Here is a 17,227-nt window from a genome sequence, read left to right as displayed (position 1 = left end):
CCCGGCCGCTAGCCTCGCGGAATGCTCCGAACCCTCCCGATCGTCCGCTCCGGACTTGCCGTGGCCGCGGCCCTCGTCCTGCTCACCGCGTGCAGCGGTTCGGACAAGGGGAACGGCGCCTCCTCCTCGACCACGGCCGGCTCCAGCGCCTCGGAGACGACTGCACAGGCGGCGGGCTCGGAGTTCTGCACCAAGGCCGCGGCGATCCAGTCGAGCGTCACATCCGCGGTGGGCAACCAGTCCGACCCCGCGTCCCTCCAGAAGGGGCTGCAGGCGGCGGTCACCCAGATCCGGACCATCGACCCGCCCAGCGAGATCGCCTCCGACTGGTCCGCCCTGGCCGACGGTCTCGAGCAGTTGGCCACCGCCTTCGCCGGCGTCGACTTCAACGACCAGGCCGCGGTGGCGACCTTCCAGCAGACGGCCAGCAACCTCGAGACGCAGCTCAGCGGCGCGTCGGCGAACGTCCAGAAGTACCTGTCCGAGAAGTGCGGGATCACCTCGTCCACCGAGTCCGCCGCCCCGACCAGCTGAGGTCGGCAGCGACAGCAACGGCCCGCCACTCATCCCCGAAGTGGCGGGCCGTAGCTGTGGCGGGGCGCGGTTATCCGCCGCAGCCCCCGAGGAAGATGCCGCGGGCGTTGAGCCACGGCACCGGGTTGATCTGGTTGCTGTAGAGCTGGCCACCGGTGTGCACCTCGAAGTGCAGGTGCGGCCCGGTCGACTGACCGCGGTTGCCCACCTCGGCGATCTGCTCGCCGGCCCGGACACGCTCGCCGGCGTTCACGAAGTACTGGTTCACGTGGCCGTACACAGTCACCGCCCCGTCGTCGCCGAGGATGTAGACGGCCAGCCCGAAGCCGGTCGCCGGCCCGGCGCGCTTGACCACGCCCGACGTGGCGGCGTAGATCGGCGTGCCGATGGCGGCGGCGATGTCGACGCCGAAGTGGGTGACGCCCCACCGGGCACCGAAGCAGCTGGAGACGCGGCCGTAGGCCGGCTGCACGTAGTTCCCGCCGCCACCTCCCCCGCCGCCGCCTCCCCCGCTGCTGGCGTTGTCCCGGGCCGCCGCGGCGGCCGCGTCACGGGCGGCCTTCTCGGCCGCGGCCCGGGCGGCCGCCTCCTCGGCCGCCTTCTGGGCGACCCACTGGTCGTAGGCGTTCCGCGCGCCCTGCAGCTCGAGCAGGTGGATCTGCGCGGCCTGCAGCTGCTGGTCGTACGCGGCCTTCTGCGCCGAGACCTGCTGGTAGGCCGTCTGCTGGGCGGCCAGCTGCGCGTCCGCCCGCTGCTTCGCGGAGTGCGCGGCGGTCTCGGCGGCGGCCATCGCGTCGCGTGCCGCGCGGGCCGAGGAGTCGGCGTTGGCCTGGGCGACCTTCGCCACCTCCAGTGCACCCAGGACGTCGACCTGGTTCGCCGCCACGTAGTCGAGCAGCGCCGCCCGCTGGATCAGCTCGCCGGGCCCGGCGGAGTCGAGCAGCGCGGCGGTCTTGCTGAGGTTCGAGCCGTTCATGTAGCTGTCGTGCGAGAACGTCGCGATCCGGGCCTCGGCCGCGCCGACGGCCGCCGCGGCGGCCATGAGGTCGGCGGCGGTCCGCGCCGCCTTCTCCTGGGCGATCTCCAGCGCCTCCTGGGCGGCCTCGTAGGCGGTGCCGGCTGCCTCGGCCTGCACGCCGACCTTCTCGAGCTCCGCTTCGGCGGTGGCGACGAGGCCGGCGATCCGGCCGACCTCGGCGGCGGCGGCATCCTGCTCGGATTTTGCGGCGCCGAGCTGGCTGTCGGTGGGGTTGGGCGGCGGCGGAGCGGCCAGGGCCGGGCCCGCGGTTCCCACGAGGACGACGGCGGAGACCACGCCGGCGAGAAGCGTTCGCAGCGGACGGCCCGCGGAGGGCCGGCGAGAGCCGGGACGACGCGAGATCGCCGGTCCGGACGGACGGCGAGAGGACATGTGCTCGCTCCCTGGGGAAGAGGGTGGCGCGGTGGGCGGTGCAGCCCACGAAGAGTCCCAGCGTCACCCGGAGTCACAAAGGCAACACGCGGCACATCCGACACACACAACTGAATTCGCTAAGTGACCGTCCCCCTACGGAGAGACATGTCGACAACCGGGACTTTATGTACAGAAAGTCCCCGGCGGGATCAGCTGGTGGGGCGCTCCAGCTCGTGGGCGAGCTGGTCGAGCTCGGCGCCGCCGGCCATGAGCCGGGTGAGCTCGTCGCGGGTGACGTCGGCCTTGCCGAAGCTGCCGAGGCTGCGCCCACGGTTCAGCACGAGGAAGCGGTCGCCCACCGGGTAGGCGTGGTGCGGGTTGTGCGTGATCAGGACGACGCCGACCCCACGGTCGCGCGCCGCGGCGACGTACCGCAGCACGACGCCGGCCTGCTTGACCCCCAGCGCAGACGTCGGCTCGTCGAGGATCAGCACGCGGGCACCGAAGTGGACGGCGCGCGCGATCGCCACGGACTGGCGCTCGCCTCCCGACAGCGTGCCCACCGGCTGGTCGGGGTCGCGGATGTCGATGCCCATCTCGCCCAGCGCCTGACGGGTCACCTGCCGCGCCCGCCCGGCATCGAACCGGCGGAACGGGCCCCAGCCGCGGGTGGGCTCCGCGCCCAGGAAGAAGTTCCGCCAGATCGCCATCAGCGGGATCATCGCCAGGTCCTGGTAGACGGTCGCGATGCCGGCGTCCAGCGCCTCCCGGGGTGCGCCGAAGGTGACCGGTTCGCCGTCCAGCAGCACCTCGCCGCGGGTCGGCTGGTGCACCCCCGCGAGGATCTTGATCAGCGTCGACTTGCCCGCGCCGTTGTCACCCAGCACGCAGGTGACCTCGCCGGCGCGCACGGTCGTCGTGATGCCGTCGAGGGCGACCACGGCGCCGTAGTCCTTGCCGACGTCGCGCAGTTCCAGCAGTGGGGTGGTCATCACCGGAGGGGTGGGTGGGGGAGTCATCTGTGCGCCGCCTCGGCGTAGCGGCGCACCAGGCGGTTGGCCAGCACGGCGAGCAGCAGCATCGCGCCGAGGAAGAAGTAGAACCAGTCGGCGTCCCAGTGCAGGTACGGGATGCCCAGCTGGGTCATGCCGAAGATCAGCGCGCCGAGCGACGCTCCGACGGCCGAGCCGAATCCACCGGTGAGGAGGCACCCGCCGATGACGGCGGCGACGATGTAGATGAGCTCCTGCCCGACCCCGGTGTTGGCCTGCACCGAGGTCAGGCGGACGGCGAGCGTCGTCCCGACGAACCAGGCCGCCGTCGCCGTCGTCATGAACAGGGTGATCGTGGTCCGCCGGGCCGGGACGCCGACGTTGCGGGCGGCCACCTCGTCCCCGCCGGTGGCGAACACCCAGTTGCCGAACCGCGTGCGCAGCAGCACCCAGGTCGCGAGCGCGGTGAACAGCAGCCACCAGAAGATGGCGATCCGGAACTGCGTGCCCCCGACGGCGAGCTTGGAGGCGAAGATCCATTCCGCGACGGCGTAGCCGGGCACCTCGTCGATGCCACCGACGGTCACCGTGTTCGTGAACAGCTTGGTCAGGCCCACGTTCAGGCCCTCCAGCATCAGGAACATGCCCAGCGTGATGATGAAACTGGGCAGGCCGGTGCGGGTGACCAGCCAGCCGTTGACGAAACCGACCCCGAGCGCGACGACCAGGGCGACCGCGATCCCGACCCAGAGGTTCTGGTGGAACTCGACGGCCACGATGCCCACCGTCAGCGCCGTCGTCCCCGTGAGCACGCCGGCCGACAGGTCGAAGTGGCCGCCGATCATCAGCAGCGCCACCGCGACGGCCATGATGCCGAGCGTCGACGCCGGGTCCAGCCAGTTGGCCACGCCGCGGGCGGACCGGAACACCGGTGACTGGACGGCGAAGAACGCGAAGACGACGACCGCGCCGACCAGCGCTCCGAGCTCGGGCGTGACCAGCAACCGGCGCAGCGGCCCCCGCGTGGTCAGCCGCTCGTCGGCCACACGCTGCGCCGTTCCGGCGTCCGCCCCGGCGTCCGTGCCGGTGCCCGTGCCGCTCAGCGCGTGCCGGCCGACGCCAGGTCCGCGATCTCGTCGACGTTCTTCTTGTCGACGATCCCGGGACCGGTGAGGACGGGCTGGCCGCCGCCCACCGTGTTCAGGTTCTTCGCGTACAGCCGGAGCATCACGATCGGCAGGTAACCCTGCTCGTACTGCTGCTGGTCGACGGCGAAGGCGATCGAGCCCTTCTGGATGCCCTTGATGACGTCGGAGTTCAGGTCGAACGTGGCCACGATCGCCTTCGAGCCGGCGTCCTTCACGGCGCTGACCGCCACCGCGGCGACGGCGGAGTTCAGCGTCAGCACGGCGTCGATGCTCGGGTCGCTCTGCAACTGCGAGGCGATGGTCGACTGCGCGCTCTGCAGGTCGTTGATGTCCACCTGCAGCGGCGTCACCTCGGTGCCCAGTCCCTGCGACGCGCCGGAGCACCGCTGCTCGAGGCCGATGTTGCCCGCCTCGTGCACGACGCAGAGCACCTTCTTGGCGCCTTCGGTGGCGAGCTGACGGCCGGCGCCCTGCCCGGCGATCGACTCGTCCTGGCCGACGTGGCCGATGGCCCCGAACTCCGCCGACCGGTCGCCGCCGGAGTTGATGGTGACCACCGGGATGCCTGCGTGCACGGCGGCCTCGACGGAGTCCTTCAGCGCGTCCGGGTTGGCCATCGAGACCACGATGCCGTCGACGCGCTGGTTGACCGCCGCGTCGATGAGCTGCGCCTGCCGCTGCGGGTCGCCGTCGCTCTGGTAGTCGACGGAGACGCCGAGGTCCTTGCCGGCCTGCTCGGCGCCGTGCTGGACGACGTCCCAGAACGCGTCACCGGCCGAACCGTGGGTGATGACGGCGAAGCTGAGGTCACCGCTGCCGCCGCCGCTCTTCTTGCCGGAGCTGCCGCCGTCCGACGAGTGGTCGGTCGTGCACGCCGCGGCGAGGAAGAGCGGTACGGCCAGGGCGAGTGCCAGCAGTCGCTTGGGTCCGGCCATCGAGGTCCTCCTGTGCTCGCGGACGCAGCCCTGGTCCGCTGTGTCTTCGCCCCAGGATCATGCCTGGCCCGCCCCGCGGGCGCGGCCGGACCCGCGCCCGCGCCCACCGGACGGGCGACGTCGCAGATCGATCTACGCTGGTCGGCGTGGAGATCTTCAGCTCGGACCATGAGCAGGTCGTGTTCTGCAGGGACCCGGAGTCGGGGCTGAAGGCGATCGTCGCCGTCCACTCCACGGCGCTCGGTCCGGCGCTCGGCGGCACCCGCTTCTACCCCTACGCGAGCGAGGCCGACGCACTCGCCGACGTCCTCGCCCTCTCCCGGGGGATGACCTACAAGAACAGCCTCGCCGGCCTCGACCTCGGCGGCGGGAAGGCCGTGATCATCGGCGATCCGCGCACCGACAAGACCGAGGTGCTGCTGCGCGCCTACGGCCGGTTCGTCGAGGCGCTGGGCGGGCGTTACCTCACCGCCTGCGACGTCGGCACCTACAACGCCGACCTGGACGTCGTCGCACGGGAGACCCGCTACGCGCACGGCCGGTCCGAGGCCTACGGCGGCTGCGGCGACTCGTCGGTGCTCACCGCTTTCGGGGTCTTCCAGGGCATGCGTGCGGCCGCCCAGCACACCTGGGGCGCGCCGACCCTGTCCGGCCGCACGGTCGCCGTCGCCGGCGTCGGCAAGGTCGGGTCCTGGCTGGTCGGGCACCTGGTCGACGACGGCGCCGACGTGCTGGTCACCGATGTCGACCCGGCCGCCGTCGCCCGGCTGCAGGCCCGCTACCCGGCAGTGAAGGCCGCGGCCGACACCGCCGAGCTGCTCGCGACGCCGCACGACGTGTACGCACCCTGCGCGCTCGGCGGCGCGCTGGACGAGGCGACCGTGGCCATGCTGCCCGGCAGCATCGTGTGCGGCGGCGCGAACAACCAGCTGGCCACCCCGGAGGTCGCCGAGCAGCTGCGCGGCCGCGGCATCCTCTACGCGCCCGACTACCTGGTGAACGCCGGCGGCGTCATCCAGGTCGAGGACGAACGGCACGGATTCTCGTTCGCCCGGGCGCAGTCGAAGACCACCACGATCTTCGACGTCGCCCTCCGGGTGTTCCAGGCGGCGGACGCGGAGGACGTCTCGCCCGCGGTCGCCGCCGACCGTCTCGCGGAGAAGCGGATCCGGTCGGTCGGGCGGCTCGCCACCATCCGGCTGCCGCACTGACCGGCCGCGGGCACGCCCATCCGCCCTCCCGGGGGAGGGACGTGTGCTCGGGCTCGATCCGTGTCGTAAGGTTGTCCAAGACATTGTCACTCAGTCGGGGTCGCCACGCGGGCCGTTTTCAGCCCGGGGGCTGAGCTCCCGCACTCCGTAGCGAGGGGGTCGAGCCGATGGGGCGCGGCCGAGCGAAGGCCAAGCAGACACGCGTGGCCCGTGAGCTCAAGTACAGCTCACCGAACACCGACCTTTCTGCGCTGCAGAAGGAACTGACCGGCGCACCGTCGTCGTACACCGCCCCCGCACGGGCGACGGACGACGACGATGACGACGAGTACGCCGACAAGTGGGCGGACGACGACGCGGACGACGACTGGGCCGCCAGCCCTCGATGACGCACGCGCTCTGAACGACCGACACCGCAGTGCCGCGAGGCGCTGCGGTGTCGCCGTGCGCTGTCGGCCCCCTGCCGGGTCCCGCCGCCGGCCCCGTCCAGAGGCTCATCCCGAGCGTGCGAGGGGTGAGGAGGACGGGGTCCTTTCACGGTGGGGAGCAGGGGGTCCCTGCTCAGCGGTAGGAGCCGACGAGGTAGGCGGCGGGGTCGTCGGACGTGCGCCGACCGATCGTGCCCGCCACCCAGGCGGGGACGCCGGACGACGCCAACTGGGCCAGCGCCGCCTCGGCGACGTCCGCGGACACGGCGGCGACCATGCCCACCCCGCAGTTGAAGGCGCGCTCGGACTCCTCCCGCGGCACGCCGTGCTCCTCCATCAACCGCACGGCCGCGGGCAGCGCCCAGGTGCCGCGGTCGAGCACGGCGACGAGCCCGTCGGGGACCACGCGCGCGGTGTTGCCCGCCAGTCCCCCTCCGGTGATGTGCGCGAAGGCGTGCACCTGCTCGACGCCGAGCGCTTCGACCAGCGCGAGGCAGTCACGGGCGTAGATGCGGGTGGGCTCGAGCAGTGCCTCACCCAGCGTGCGGTCGAATCCCGCCGGCGTGCCGGACAGGTCGAGGCCCGCCGCGCTCACCACCCGACGCACCAGCGAGTAGCCGTTGGAGTGGAACCCGGACGACGCCATCCCGATCACCACGTCGCCGTCGGTCACCCGCTCCGGCCCCAGGACGGCGTCGGCCTCCACCACGCCCACCGCGGTGGCGGCCAGGTCGTATTCGTCGGCGTCCATGAGGTCGCCGTGCTCGGCCGTCTCCCCGCCGACCAGCGCCGCCCCGGCCTGCGTGCAGCCGGCCGCGATACCGGTGACGATCGCCGCGATCCGCTCGGGGACCACCTTGCCGCAGGCCACGTAGTCCTGGAGGAACAGCGGCTCGGCACCGCAGGCGACCAGGTCGTCGACGACCATCGCCACGAGGTCGATGCCGACGGTGTCGTGCCGGTCGAGCTGCCGCGCCAGGGCGATCTTCGTGCCGACGCCGTCGGTGGAGGACGCCAGGAGCGGGCGACGGTACTTCTGCACGTCGAGGGCGAACAGGCCGGCGAACCCGCCGAGCCCGCCGACCACCTCGGGCCGGTTGGTCTTCTCGACGGCGGCCTTCATCAGGGTGACCGCCCGCTCGCCCGCGTCGATGTCGACGCCGGCGGCCGCGTAGGTGAACTCGCTGCTCACGGTCGGGTCAGGGCGTCTTCGGCACCGACACCGACCATCGGCAGCGGCGTCCGGCCGAGCCCCTCGAGCACGTTCTTGCCGAGCAGCTCCGACTCTCCCAGCGGGATCGGGTACTGGCCGGTGAAGCAGGCGGTGCACAGCCGGCTGGCGGGCTGCTCGGTGGCCGCGATCAGGCCCTGCTCGGAGACGTACCCGAGCGAGTCGGCGTTGATCGAGGCGCGGACACCGTCGACCTCCAGGCCGTTGGCGATCAGCTCGGCCCGGCTGGCGAAGTCGATGCCGTAGAAGCACGGCCACTTGACCGGCGGCGAGGCGATGCGCACGTGCACCTCGAGCGCGCCGGCCTCCCGGAGCATCCGGATCAGCGCCCGCTGGGTGTTGCCGCGCACGATCGAGTCGTCGACGACGACGAGCCGCTTGCCGCGGATGACGTCGCGCAGCGGGTTGAGCTTCAGCCGGATGCCCAGCTGCCGGATCGTCTGCGACGGCTGGATGAACGTGCGCCCGACGTAGGAGTTCTTGACCAGCCCCAGGCCGTACGGGATACCGCTGGCCTCGGCGTAGCCGACGGCGGCGGGCGTACCCGACTCGGGCACCGGGATGACGAGGTCCGCCTCGACGGGGTGCTCCTTCGCCAGCCGGCGGCCGATCTCCACCCGGGCGGCGTGCACGCCCCGGCCGGAGATCGTGGTGTCGGGGCGGGCCAGGTAGACGTACTCGAAGACGCAGCCCTTGGGCTCGGCGACCGCGAAGTGCTGGCTGCGCAGGCCGTTCTCGTCGATCGCGATCAGCTCGCCGGGCTCGACCTCGCGGACGACGGAGGCGCCGACGATGTCCAGCGCCGCGGTCTCGCTGGCGACCACCCAGCCGCGCTCGAGCCGGCCCAGCACCAGCGGGCGGACGCCCTGCGGGTCGCGGGCCGCGTAGAGGGTGTCCTCGTCCATGAACGTGAAGCTGAAGGCGCCGCGCAGCTGCGGCAGGACCTCCATGGCGGCGGCCTCGACCGAGAGGTCGGGGCGCGCGGCGATCAGCGCGGTGACGAGGTCGGAGTCGTTGGTGGCGACGAACGCCCCGGGCACGCCGGCGTCGGCGGCCTTCGCGGCCAGCTCGCCGGTGTTGACCAGGTTGCCGTTGTGGCACAGCGCCAGTCCGGTGCCCGCTTCCGTCGTCCGGAAGGTGGGCTGCGCGTTCTCCCAGGTGGAGGCGCCCGTCGTGGAGTACCGGGTGTGGCCGACCGCGAGGAAGCCGCGCAGGCTCCCCAACGTGGCCTCGTCGAAGACCTGGCTGACCAGGCCGAGGTCCTTGTAGACCACGACCGAGCTGCCGTCGGACACCGCGATCCCGGCCGCCTCCTGACCGCGGTGCTGGAGGGCGTACAGGCCGAAATAGGTCAGCTTCGCGACCTCTTCCCCCGGGGCCCAGACGCCGAAGACGCCACAGGCGTCCTGAGGTCCGGGATTCGAGGGGTCGAGGTCGTGCGTCAGCCGTCCATCACCGCGAGGCACAGACCGAGGGTACCGGCGCGGACGACGATCCCGGGTGCCGGTGTGGTGAAGGTGGCCACTGTTCGATCCGCTTGCCGGAACTGTGGGGGAGTGCGCGGACGTTGTAGCGTGGTCCGTCCTCTCTGCGGAGGTCTTGCGTGCCCGACGTCCTGCCACCCCTGCCCTCCCCCGTCGATCAGGCCGACCGGCTGATCGCACTCGGCGTCCACGAGATCGCCGGTCTCCCGGCGGCCGCCCTGCGCAGCGCAGCGACGAGCACGCCGCCCGGGTCACTTCTCGTGGTGCACCCCGACCGGGCACCTGCCTCGGCGCTGGCTCCGCTGGTGGATCTCGGCGGCAAACGCGGGTTCGTCGTCGTCGACATGACCGACGTGGACGCGTTCACTCCGATCGACGACGTGAAGCTCCCCGAGGCGCCGATCTATGCCGTGGACGACGTGCGGCGCGGGGACGAGATGGCGAACTGGAGCCCGAACGAGGCGCTGCCGGCCATCACCGCGGAGGGGCGGACACCGCTGACGCTGACCGAGGGCCTCCACTGGCTGCTCCAGGTCCCCCAGGTGCTCGACCGCAACCACTGCTTCATGACGATCGGCTCGCGGCTGCGCAAGTCGACCGGTGCCCTCGACTCCCGTACCCCGGCCCTCTGGATCAGCAACGGCACCGGCCGCGATGGCCGCGACCGGAAGAACGCGCCGAAGGTCGGCTGGTGCTGGGCGGGGAACCGGCACACCTGGCTCGGGTTCGCATCGGCTGCCGAGCGTGGCACGGCGGGCTGACCCACCCGGCGATCGGTCGTTCAGGTCGATCGCCGTGCTCCACCTAGCGACAGGAGAAACGGGATGGCGACCGACCGACCCGACCCCAGCGAGTTCCTGGCAGCCGCCCAGCGCATGCTGCGCGACCTCTTCGGGGACGCGCACAGCGACGACGACCCCTGGGGGGAGGCGACCCGCTCGGCGCGCGAGTCCCGCCCCCGCGAGCCCAGCCCCGACCAGCAGCGCGAGAACCTCACGTTCGCGCTCGCGACCCGCGCGGTCGAGGCCCTCGAGGACCTCGCGCTGAACGTCGCCGCCATCCGGCAGCGCATGGAGCGCACGAGCCCGCCGCCCGACGGCGACTGAACTCAGGCCACGTTCGCGCTCTCCGCCGCGATCGTCGTGTCGTCGCCGTGCCCGGTGCGGACGACGGTGTCGGCGGGCAGCGTCAGCAGCCGGGTGCGGATCGACTCGACGATCGTCGGGTGATCGCTGTAGGACCGTCCGGTCGCGCCCGGGCCACCGGAGAACAGCGTGTCGCCGGTGAAGACGGTGCCGAGGCCCTCGGCGTACAGGCACGTGCTCCCCGGCGAGTGCCCGGGGGTGGCGACCGCGACGAGCGTCGTCCCGGCGACGTCGAACGTCGTCCCCTCGGTCAGCTCGTGATCGGGTTGCGCATCCGGATGGACGACGTCCCAGAGCATCCGGTCGGCCGGGTTGAACCAGATCGGCGCGCCGGTGGCCTCGCGCAGGGCGACCGCGGCGGTGATGTGGTCGTTGTGTCCGTGGGTGAGCACGATCGCGGTCACCCGTCGTCCGCTGATGGCGTCCACGATGGGCGCCACCTCGTGCGGCGCGTCGATCACCAGCACCTCGTCGTCGTCGCCGACGAGCCAGACGTTGTTGTCGACGTCGAAGTCCTGGCCGTCGAGGCTGAACACCCCGCTGACGACGGCCTTCTCGATGCGCGCGGCCATCAGAAGACGACGACCGACCGCAGCACGTCGCCGTGGTGCATCTTCTCGAACGCGGACTCGACGTCGTCCAGGCCGATGGTCTCGGAGACGAAGGCGTCGAGGTCGAGGCGGCCCTGCAGGTACAGGTCGATCAGCATCGGGAAGTCACGGCTGGGCAGGCAGTCGCCGTACCAGGAGGACTTCAGCGCCCCGCCGCGGCCGAAGACCTCGATCAGCGGCAGTTCGATGGTCATGGTCGGGTTGGGGACGCCGACCAGCACGACGGTGCCGGCCAGGTCGCGCGCGTTGAAGGCCTGCTCGTAGACGGCGGGGTGACCGACGGCGTCGATCGCCACGTCGACGCCGAACCCGCCGGTGAGCGCCTTGATGGCCTCGACCGGGTCGGCGTCCTTCGAGTTGACGGTGTGGGTGGCGCCCATGCCCTTCGCCCACTCGAGCTTCCGGTCGTCGATGTCGACCGCGATGATCTTCGACGCACCCGCCAGCCGGGAGCCGGCGATCGCCGCGTCGCCCACGCCACCGCAGCCGAACACCGCCACGGTGTCGCCACGGTCCACGCCGCCGGTGTTGATGGCCGCGCCGATGCCGGCCATGACGCCGCAGCCGAGCAGACCGGCGGCGGTCGGCGGCGCGGCCGGGTCGACCTTCGTGCACTGCCCGGAGTGCACCAGCGTCTTCTCCGCGAACGCGCCGATGCCCAGCGCCGGGGACAGCTCCGTGCCGTCGGCCAGCGTCATCTTCTGCGCGGCGTTGTGGGTGTTGAAGCAGTACCAGGGCTTGCCCTTGGCGCACGCGCGGCACTGCCCGCACACCGCGCGCCAGTTGAGGATCACGTAGTCGCCCACCGCCACGTTGGTGACGCCCTCGCCGACCGCCGAGACGACGCCGGCGGCCTCGTGGCCGAGCAGGAAGGGGAAGTCGTCGTTGATCCCGCCCTCGCGGTAGTGCAGGTCGGTGTGGCAGACCCCGCAGGCCTGCACGTCCACCACGGCCTCGCCGGGGCCCGGATCGGGCACGTGGATCGTCTCGATCGTGACCGGCGCACCCTTGCTGCGGGCGACGACGCCCCTCACCTCGTAAGCCATGACCCGAGCCTAGGTTCCCGGCGCCCTCGAGTTGCCACCGGATGCGGCTGGGCCGAACCTTCTCCGCAGTGGGGGACCGCGGCGGAAGGACGGGACCATGGCACAGGTAGAGGACAGCACCGAAAAGGTCACTCCCGGCGGCAATCGCTGGCTGCTGGTGGCAGCCGCCCTGCTCCTCCAGTTCTCCATCGGCGCCGTCTACGCCTGGAGCGTCTTCGCCAAGGCGCTGAAGGAGGCTCCCGACTTCAAGCTGACCACGGTGGAGGCGTCACTCCCGTTCACCGTCACCATCGGGATGATCTTCATCGGCAGCTACCTCGGGGGCCGGATCCAGGACCGCAGAGGCCCCCGGCCGGTCGCGATCGTGGGTGGGGTCATCTACGCCGTCGGCGTCGTCCTCGCCTCGTTCGCGCAGAACGGCGACCAGCTGTGGCTGATCATCCTGGGCTACGGCGTGATCAGCGGATTCGGCCTCGGGTTCGCCTACATCGTGCCGATCGCGATGCTGCTGAAGTGGTTCCCCGACAAGCGCGGGCTGATCACCGGCCTCGCCGTGGGCGGATTCGGGTTCGGTGCCGTGCTGACGTCGCCGGTCGCCCACTGGCTGATCGCGAAGGACCCGGGCCGTCCGACCAGCGCGTTCCTCTGGCTGGGCATCGCCTACCTGGTGATGTCGCTGGTCGGGGCGTCGATCTTCCGCAATCCCCCGGCGGGCTACACCGTGCCCGGCTACGAGCCGGCCGCCAGCGGCTCGGCGACCGACGGCGGGAACGACTACACGCAGGGCGAGGCGCTGCGGACGCCGCAGTGGTACCTGCTCACCGCGATCCTCACCCTCAACGTCACGGCGGGCATCGCGCTGATCTCCCAAGCGGCCGCGAGCGCCGAGGACATCGCCGGCTACACGGCGACCGGGGCTGCGGCGATCGTCGGTGTGCTCGCGGTCTTCAACGGCGGCGGCCGGATCATCTGGGCAGCCGCCTCGGACTTCACCGGCCGCATGCCCTCGTTCGCCCTCATGCTCGGGCTGCAGGGCATCTGCCTGCTGATCCTCCCGCACGCGTCGAACTCGGTGCTGTTCTTCATCCTCGCCGCGGTCGTCTACCTCTGCTACGGCGGCGGTTTCGGCACCATGCCGGCCACCGCCGGCGACTACTTCGGCGTGAAGTACGCCGGCGCCATCTACGGCCTGATGCTGGTCGGCTGGAGCCTGGGCGGCGTCATCGGCCCGATCCTCATCTCCGCCCTGATCGGCGGCGAAGGGAAGTACACGCTCGGGTACACGACCATCGGCATCATCGCCCTGGTCTCGGTCGTGCTGACCCTCATCACCAAGATCCCCAGCCGGACCCGGGAGACGGCTCAGGTCAGCCGCTGACGTTCAGCGCAGCGGGCGCAGCGGGAGGTGGGCGCTCAAGTCGGCACGATTGCCGCTGGCGCTGACCTTCCCCGCCGCGACGGCGTCAGCCCAGGCCACCTGCCCCGACGCCAGGCACAACCAGGTGGCGGCGTCGGTCTCGATCACGTTCGGGGGCGTCCCCCGCGTGTGGCGCGGGCCCTCGACGCACTGGACGGCGACGTGCGGAGGCACCCGCAGCTCGACCGACCGGCCCGGCACGTGCTGGGCCAGCCAGCGGGCCGACGTCTTCACCGCGGCGCCGACGACGGCGCGCGGCGGCTGCTCGGCCTCGCCGGCCAGCCACGGCCGGACCGGGTCGAGCGCGGCCCGCAGCTGCTCGGCCGCGATCGGTGCGGGCATCAGCTCGAGGGGACGGCGCCCGCGGGAACGGCGCCGACGGCGGCCTCCGGGGTGCCGAACAGCGCCGGCAGCGTGGCCGACCAGGCGGCCCGCAGCTCGGCGATGCCCAGGTCGAGCAGTCCCTCCACGCTCAGGCTGTCGCCGCCCGTCGTCCCGAGCTCGGTGACGGCCACACCGGCGCGCTCCGCCGCGGCGCGGACGGCTGCGGCGTCCGCCGTCGTGACGACGGCGCGGGCGGTGGACTCGCTGAACAGTGCGGTGAACGGGTCGCCGTCCAGCCGCAGGCGCGCGCCCACGCCGTGGCGCAGGGCCGACTCCGCGAGCGCCTGGGCCAGCCCGCCGTCGGCCAGGTCGTGGGCGGACGTGACCAGTCCGTCCCGGCCGAGGGCGCTGAGCAGCTCACCCAGCGCGCGATCCGCGGGGAGGTCCACGACCGGCGGCCGCCCGCCGAGGTGGCCGTGCACGACGGCGGCCCAGGCCGACCCGCCGAACTCGGGACGCGTCTCGCCGAGCAGCAGGACCGTCTCGCCGTCCGCCCGCCAGCCGCCCGGGATCCGCTTCCGGACGTCGTCGTGCACGCCCAGGACGCCGATCACCGGCGTCGGGTTGATCGGCACGTCGCCGGTCTGGTTGTACAGGCTGACGTTGCCGCCGGTGACCGGCAGGCCCAGCTCACGGCAGCCGTCGGCCAGGCCGCGGACGGCCTCGGCGAACTGCCACATCACCTCGGGCTCCTCCGGGGAGCCGAAGTTCAGGCAGTTCGTCACGGCGAGCGGCTTCGCGCCGGAGACGGCGACGTTGCGGTAGGCCTCGGCCAGGTTCAGCTGGGCGCCGGCGTACGGGTCGAGCCGGGCGAAGCGGGCGTTGCCGTCCAGCGCGAGCGCGATGCCGCGGTGCGACTCCTCGTCGATGCGGACGACCCCGGCGTCCTCGGGCTGCGCCAGCACGGTGTTGCCGCGGACGTAGCGGTCGTACTGCTCGGTGACCCACGTCTTGTCCGCGCCGTCCGGGCTGCTGACGACGGCCAGCCAGTGGGCCTGGAGCTCCTCCGGCGTCGTCGGGCGGGGCAGGTTTGCCGCGTCGTCGGCCTGCAGCGCGTCGAGGTCGCGCGGGCGGGCCATGGGGCGCTCGTAGACCGGACCCTCGTGCGCCACCGTGCGCGGCGGGACGTCGACGATGCGCTCGCCGTGCCAGTCGACGGTGAGCCGGTCGCCCTCGGTGACCTCACCGATGACGGTGGCCAGCACGTCCCACTTCCGGCAGACGGCGAGGAACTGCTCGACCTTGGCCGGCTCGACGATGGCGCACATGCGCTCCTGCGACTCGCTCATCAGGATCTCGGCCGGGGTGAGCGTCGAGTCCCGCAGCGGGACGGCGTCCAGGTCGACGTGCATGCCCCCGGTGCCGGCGCTGGCCAGCTCGGACGTCGCGCACGACAGGCCGGCGCCGCCGAGGTCCTGGATGCCGGTGACCAGGTCCTGGGCGAAGATCTCCAGGCACGCCTCGATGAGCAGCTTCTCGGTGAACGGGTCGCCCACCTGCACGGACGGCCGCTTGGCCGGGCCGTGCTCGTCGAAGGTCTCCGACGCCAGGACGGAGACGCCGCCGATGCCGTCGCCGCCGGTGCGGGCGCCGAAGAGGATCACCTTGTTGCCCAGGCCCTCCGCCTTGGCCAGGCGGACGTCCTCGTGCTTCATGACACCGACGCACAGCGCGTTGACCAGCGGGTTCCCGGCGTAGCAGTCGTCGAAGAGCAGCTCGCCGCCGATGTTGGGCAGGCCCAGGCAGTTGCCGTAGCCGCCGACCCCGGCGACGACTCCGGGCAGCACGCGGGCGGTGTCGGGCGCGTCGGCGCGGCCGAACCGGAGCGAGTCCATGACGGCGACCGGGCGGGCCCCCATGGTGAGGATGTCGCGGACGATGCCGCCGACGCCGGTCGCGGCGCCCTGGTACGGCTCGACGTAGCTCGGGTGGTTGTGCGACTCGACCTTGAAGGTGACCGCGTAGCCGTCGCCGACGTCGACCACGCCGGCGTTCTCGCCGATGCCGACGAGCAGCGCGTCGCTGTGCGGGAGCTCGCCGAACCGGCGCAGGTGCACCTTGGACGACTTGTAGGAGCAGTGCTCGCTCCACATGACGCTGTACATGGCGAGCTCGGCGGTGGTGGGACGGCGGCCGAGGATGTCACGGATCCGCTGGTACTCGTCGGGCTTGAGCCCGAGCTCGGCCCAGGGCTGCTCGTCGTCGGGAGTCTTCGCCGCGATCTCGACGGTGTCGATCATGCGTTCACGACCGCCTTCAGAACGGAGGTGAAGAAGCCCAGGCCGTCGGTCGACGGGCCGGTGAGGTCCTCGACGGCGTGCTCCGGGTGCGGCATGAGTCCGACGACGCGGCCGTTCTCGCTGGTGACGCCGGCGATGTCACGGCTGGATCCGTTCGGGTTGCCGCCGGCGTAGCGGAACACCACCCGGCCCTCGCCCTCGAGCCGGTCGAGGTCGGCGCCCGAGGCCACGTAGCGGCCCTCGCCGTTCTTGACCGGGATGACGATGCGCTGCCCCTCCGCGTAGTTCGACGTCCACGAGGTGTCGGCCCGCTCCACGACCAGCACCTGGTCGCGGTTGCGGAAGTGCAGGTGGCTGTTGCGGGTCAGTGCGCCGGGGAGCAGACCCGCCTCGCAGAGCACCTGGAAGCCGTTGCAGATGCCCAGGACCGGCATGCCGGCCTGCGCGCGGGCGACGACGTCACGCATCAGGGGTGCGCGGGCCGCGATGGCCCCCGCCCGCAGGTAGTCGCCGTAGGAGAAGCCGCCGGGGAGGATCACGGCGTCGACGTCCTTGAGGTCGTGGTCGGCGTGCCAGAGCGCGACCGGCTCGCCTCCGGCCAGGCGCACCGCGCGAGCGGCGTCGACGTCGTCCAGCGATCCCGGGAAGGTCAGCACACCGATACGCACGGGGTCTCTCTCAGTCGGTGGTGAGGTGCAGTTCGACGTCCTCGATGACGGGGTTGGCCAGCAGCGTCTCCGCGATCTGCTTCAGCTCCGCCTCGTCGGGCGTGCCGACGACCTCGAGCACGAAGTGCTTGCCCTGGCGGACGCTCGAGATGCTGTCGTGGCCGAGGCGCCCCAGCGCGCCCAGTACCGCCTGCCCCTGGGGGTCGGAGATCTCCGGCTTGAGGACCACGTCGACGACCACCCGGGACACGCCTGCGAGGGTACCGGCCCACGCCGACGCGCCCGCCGCGGTCCCGGTGACCCTCGTCTCCTCCGACCGCCGTCCATCCGCCGAGTGCGACGAAGTTGTGGCCATGGCGG

The 17,227-nt window shown here is 72.1% G+C and carries 18 protein-coding genes; 6 read left to right on the top strand and 12 right to left on the bottom strand.

The window, feature by feature from the left end:
* Positions 1-21: 21 nt before the first annotated feature.
* Positions 22-534 (top strand): hypothetical protein, encoded by a 513-nt coding sequence (locus tag AC2H4J_RS11860; protein WP_487465080.1) that lies wholly within the window; start codon positions 22-24, stop codon positions 532-534.
* Between the two features lie 70 nt (positions 535-604).
* On the opposite strand, the gene AC2H4J_RS11855 is transcribed toward AC2H4J_RS11860, so the two are convergent.
* The 4 genes from AC2H4J_RS11855 to AC2H4J_RS11840 all read right to left on the bottom strand — a co-directional run bounded on the left by AC2H4J_RS11855 (position 605) and on the right by AC2H4J_RS11840 (position 5,002).
* Positions 605-1,945 (bottom strand): M23 family metallopeptidase, encoded by a 1,341-nt coding sequence (locus AC2H4J_RS11855; RefSeq protein WP_487465079.1) that lies wholly within the window; start codon positions 1,943-1,945, stop codon positions 605-607.
* Between the two features lie 191 nt (positions 1,946-2,136).
* Entirely contained in the window at positions 2,137-2,919 is a 783-nt protein-coding gene (locus AC2H4J_RS11850) for an ATP-binding cassette domain-containing protein (protein WP_487465078.1), read from the bottom strand.
* A 23-nt stretch (positions 2,920-2,942) separates the two neighbouring features.
* Complete coding sequence (locus AC2H4J_RS11845; RefSeq protein WP_487465077.1) at positions 2,943-3,965, bottom strand: ABC transporter permease; 1,023 nt, start codon at positions 3,963-3,965, stop codon at positions 2,943-2,945.
* 53 nt (positions 3,966-4,018) lie between these two features.
* Positions 4,019-5,002, bottom strand: coding sequence for a sugar ABC transporter substrate-binding protein (locus AC2H4J_RS11840; RefSeq protein ID WP_487465076.1), 984 nt, complete (start codon positions 5,000-5,002; stop codon positions 4,019-4,021).
* 146 nt (positions 5,003-5,148) lie between these two features.
* Here AC2H4J_RS11840 and AC2H4J_RS11835 point away from each other — a divergent pair, with 146 nt between their 5' ends.
* Both AC2H4J_RS11835 and AC2H4J_RS11830 read left to right on the top strand, forming a co-directional pair.
* Positions 5,149-6,213, top strand: coding sequence for a Glu/Leu/Phe/Val family dehydrogenase (locus AC2H4J_RS11835; protein ID WP_487465075.1), 1,065 nt, complete (start codon positions 5,149-5,151; stop codon positions 6,211-6,213).
* 167 nt (positions 6,214-6,380) lie between these two features.
* On the top strand, positions 6,381-6,602 hold the full coding sequence (locus tag AC2H4J_RS11830) for a DUF3073 domain-containing protein (protein ID WP_487465074.1): 222 nt from the start codon (positions 6,381-6,383) through the stop codon (positions 6,600-6,602).
* A 172-nt stretch (positions 6,603-6,774) separates the two neighbouring features.
* Here the strand turns inward: AC2H4J_RS11830 and purM are convergent, their stop codons facing one another.
* Positions 6,775-7,833 (bottom strand): phosphoribosylformylglycinamidine cyclo-ligase, encoded by a 1,059-nt coding sequence (purM, locus tag AC2H4J_RS11825; RefSeq protein ID WP_487465073.1) that lies wholly within the window; start codon positions 7,831-7,833, stop codon positions 6,775-6,777.
* Positions 7,830-9,338 carry an amidophosphoribosyltransferase gene (purF, locus tag AC2H4J_RS11820; RefSeq protein WP_487465072.1) on the bottom strand — a complete coding sequence of 503 codons (1,509 nt, stop codon included), beginning with the start codon at positions 9,336-9,338 and terminating at the stop codon, positions 7,830-7,832. Before purF ends, purM begins: the two co-directional genes overlap by 4 nt.
* Positions 9,339-9,475: 137 nt before the next feature.
* Here purF and AC2H4J_RS11815 point away from each other — a divergent pair, with 137 nt between their 5' ends.
* On the top strand, positions 9,476-10,117 hold the full coding sequence (locus tag AC2H4J_RS11815) for a DUF5701 family protein (RefSeq protein ID WP_487465071.1): 642 nt from the start codon (positions 9,476-9,478) through the stop codon (positions 10,115-10,117).
* 63 nt (positions 10,118-10,180) lie between these two features.
* Positions 10,181-10,462, top strand: a complete 282-nt coding sequence (locus AC2H4J_RS11810; protein ID WP_487465070.1) for a hypothetical protein — start codon at positions 10,181-10,183, stop codon at positions 10,460-10,462.
* 2 nt (positions 10,463-10,464) lie between these two features.
* Here AC2H4J_RS11810 and AC2H4J_RS11805 read toward each other — a convergent pair whose 3' ends face one another.
* A complete protein-coding gene (locus tag AC2H4J_RS11805; protein ID WP_487465069.1) occupies positions 10,465-11,073 on the bottom strand; it encodes an MBL fold metallo-hydrolase in 609 nt (202 codons plus the stop codon).
* On the bottom strand, positions 11,073-12,158 hold the full coding sequence (locus AC2H4J_RS11800) for an S-(hydroxymethyl)mycothiol dehydrogenase (protein ID WP_487465068.1): 1,086 nt from the start codon (positions 12,156-12,158) through the stop codon (positions 11,073-11,075). The genes AC2H4J_RS11805 and AC2H4J_RS11800 overlap by 1 nt, the downstream gene beginning before the upstream one ends.
* A 97-nt stretch (positions 12,159-12,255) precedes the next feature.
* On the opposite strand from AC2H4J_RS11800, the gene AC2H4J_RS11795 reads away from it, so the two are divergent.
* Complete coding sequence (locus tag AC2H4J_RS11795; RefSeq protein WP_487465067.1) at positions 12,256-13,536, top strand: L-lactate MFS transporter; 1,281 nt, start codon at positions 12,256-12,258, stop codon at positions 13,534-13,536.
* 3 nt (positions 13,537-13,539) lie between these two features.
* Here the strand turns inward: AC2H4J_RS11795 and AC2H4J_RS11790 are convergent, their stop codons facing one another.
* Genes AC2H4J_RS11790 through purS form a run of 4 tightly spaced genes read right to left on the bottom strand, consistent with a single transcriptional unit; the run spans position 13,540 to position 17,117 of the window.
* Positions 13,540-13,917, bottom strand: coding sequence for a sterol carrier family protein (locus AC2H4J_RS11790; RefSeq protein WP_487465066.1), 378 nt, complete (start codon positions 13,915-13,917; stop codon positions 13,540-13,542).
* On the bottom strand, positions 13,917-16,199 hold the full coding sequence (purL, locus tag AC2H4J_RS11785; protein WP_487465065.1) for a phosphoribosylformylglycinamidine synthase subunit PurL: 2,283 nt from the start codon (positions 16,197-16,199) through the stop codon (positions 13,917-13,919). Before purL ends, AC2H4J_RS11790 begins: the two co-directional genes overlap by 1 nt.
* Positions 16,196-16,867, bottom strand: coding sequence for a phosphoribosylformylglycinamidine synthase subunit PurQ (gene purQ, locus AC2H4J_RS11780; protein WP_487465064.1), 672 nt, complete (start codon positions 16,865-16,867; stop codon positions 16,196-16,198). The genes purL and purQ overlap by 4 nt, the downstream gene beginning before the upstream one ends.
* 10 nt (positions 16,868-16,877) lie before the next feature.
* The gene (purS, locus tag AC2H4J_RS11775; protein ID WP_487465063.1) at positions 16,878-17,117 is read right to left on the bottom strand and encodes a phosphoribosylformylglycinamidine synthase subunit PurS; all 240 of its coding nucleotides are present in this window, start codon (positions 17,115-17,117) and stop codon (positions 16,878-16,880) included.
* Between the last annotated feature and the right edge of the window lie 110 nt (positions 17,118-17,227).

It is taken from the genome of Blastococcus sp. OS1-29 (assembly GCF_057628075.1).
Note: the sequence above shows the minus strand (reverse complement) of the source record. Positions and strands in the feature narration are given on the sequence as shown.

Coding starts and splice junctions, on each gene's coding strand:
- AC2H4J_RS11790 (WP_487465066.1), bottom strand. CDS start 13,917: ATGCCCGCACCGATCGCGGCCGAGCAGCTGCGGGCCGCGCTCGACCCG.
- AC2H4J_RS11830 (WP_487465074.1), top strand. CDS start 6,381: ATGGGGCGCGGCCGAGCGAAGGCCAAGCAGACACGCGTGGCCCGTGAG.
- AC2H4J_RS11855 (WP_487465079.1), bottom strand. CDS start 1,945: ATGTCCTCTCGCCGTCCGTCCGGACCGGCGATCTCGCGTCGTCCCGGC.
- AC2H4J_RS11850 (WP_487465078.1), bottom strand. CDS start 2,919: ATGACCACCCCACTGCTGGAACTGCGCGACGTCGGCAAGGACTACGGC.
- AC2H4J_RS11800 (WP_487465068.1), bottom strand. CDS start 12,158: ATGGCTTACGAGGTGAGGGGCGTCGTCGCCCGCAGCAAGGGTGCGCCG.
- AC2H4J_RS11860 (WP_487465080.1), top strand. CDS start 22: ATGCTCCGAACCCTCCCGATCGTCCGCTCCGGACTTGCCGTGGCCGCG.
- AC2H4J_RS11795 (WP_487465067.1), top strand. CDS start 12,256: ATGGCACAGGTAGAGGACAGCACCGAAAAGGTCACTCCCGGCGGCAAT.
- AC2H4J_RS11805 (WP_487465069.1), bottom strand. CDS start 11,073: ATGGCCGCGCGCATCGAGAAGGCCGTCGTCAGCGGGGTGTTCAGCCTC.
- AC2H4J_RS11810 (WP_487465070.1), top strand. CDS start 10,181: ATGGCGACCGACCGACCCGACCCCAGCGAGTTCCTGGCAGCCGCCCAG.
- AC2H4J_RS11840 (WP_487465076.1), bottom strand. CDS start 5,002: ATGGCCGGACCCAAGCGACTGCTGGCACTCGCCCTGGCCGTACCGCTC.
- purL (WP_487465065.1), bottom strand. CDS start 16,199: ATGATCGACACCGTCGAGATCGCGGCGAAGACTCCCGACGACGAGCAG.